The sequence below is a fragment of the Mesorhizobium sp. M7A.F.Ca.US.005.03.2.1 genome (genome assembly GCF_003997795.1).
GTDB lineage: Bacteria > Pseudomonadota > Alphaproteobacteria > Rhizobiales > Rhizobiaceae > Mesorhizobium > Mesorhizobium ciceri.
In genome coordinates this window covers 1-523 of record NZ_RZRP01001573.1, presented here as the reverse complement: position 1 = coordinate 523, position 523 = coordinate 1, and the positions used below count along the sequence as shown (strand labels likewise).

Annotated in this window: 1 protein-coding gene; it reads left to right on the top strand. The window is 62.3% G+C overall.

Annotated features, from left to right (window positions below; all coding sequences use genetic code 11):
• Nucleotides 1-523: FtsW/RodA/SpoVE family cell cycle protein (locus EN991_RS39215; RefSeq protein ID WP_164769813.1), on the top strand; the 523-nt coding region annotated here is incomplete at both ends.

Genomic DNA, 523 nt, shown 5'->3' with positions numbered 1-523 from the left:
GCGTGATGCTGGCTGTGTCGTTCCTCGATTCCAGGCAGATCCGGCGCATGGCGCTGATCATGCTGTGCCTGATGCTGGTGCTGATGGTGGCGGTGCTCTACATCGGCGTCGAGGTGAAGGGCGCACGCCGCTGGGTGTCGCTTGCCGGCCTGTCGATCCAGCCGTCGGAATTTTTGAAACCAGCCTTCGTCATCATGTGCGCCTGGCTTTTCGCTGAGCACAAGCGCCAGCCCGACATTCCCGGCAATCTGTTCGCCATGTTGCTGCTGGTACTGGTCGTGTCGCTGCTGGTGGCGCAACCGGATCTCGGCCAGACCATGCTGACGACCGGCACCTGGGGCATCATGTTTTTCATGGCCGGGCTGCCCTGGCTGTGGATCGTTGCGCTGGGTGCCGCCGGCGTCGGCGGCGTTTTCGCCGCCTATACGGTGTTCCCGCACGTTGCCTTGCGCATCGACAAGTTTCTTACCGGCGAAGGCGACACATTCCAGGTCGATATGGGACGCGACGCGCTGATCAATGG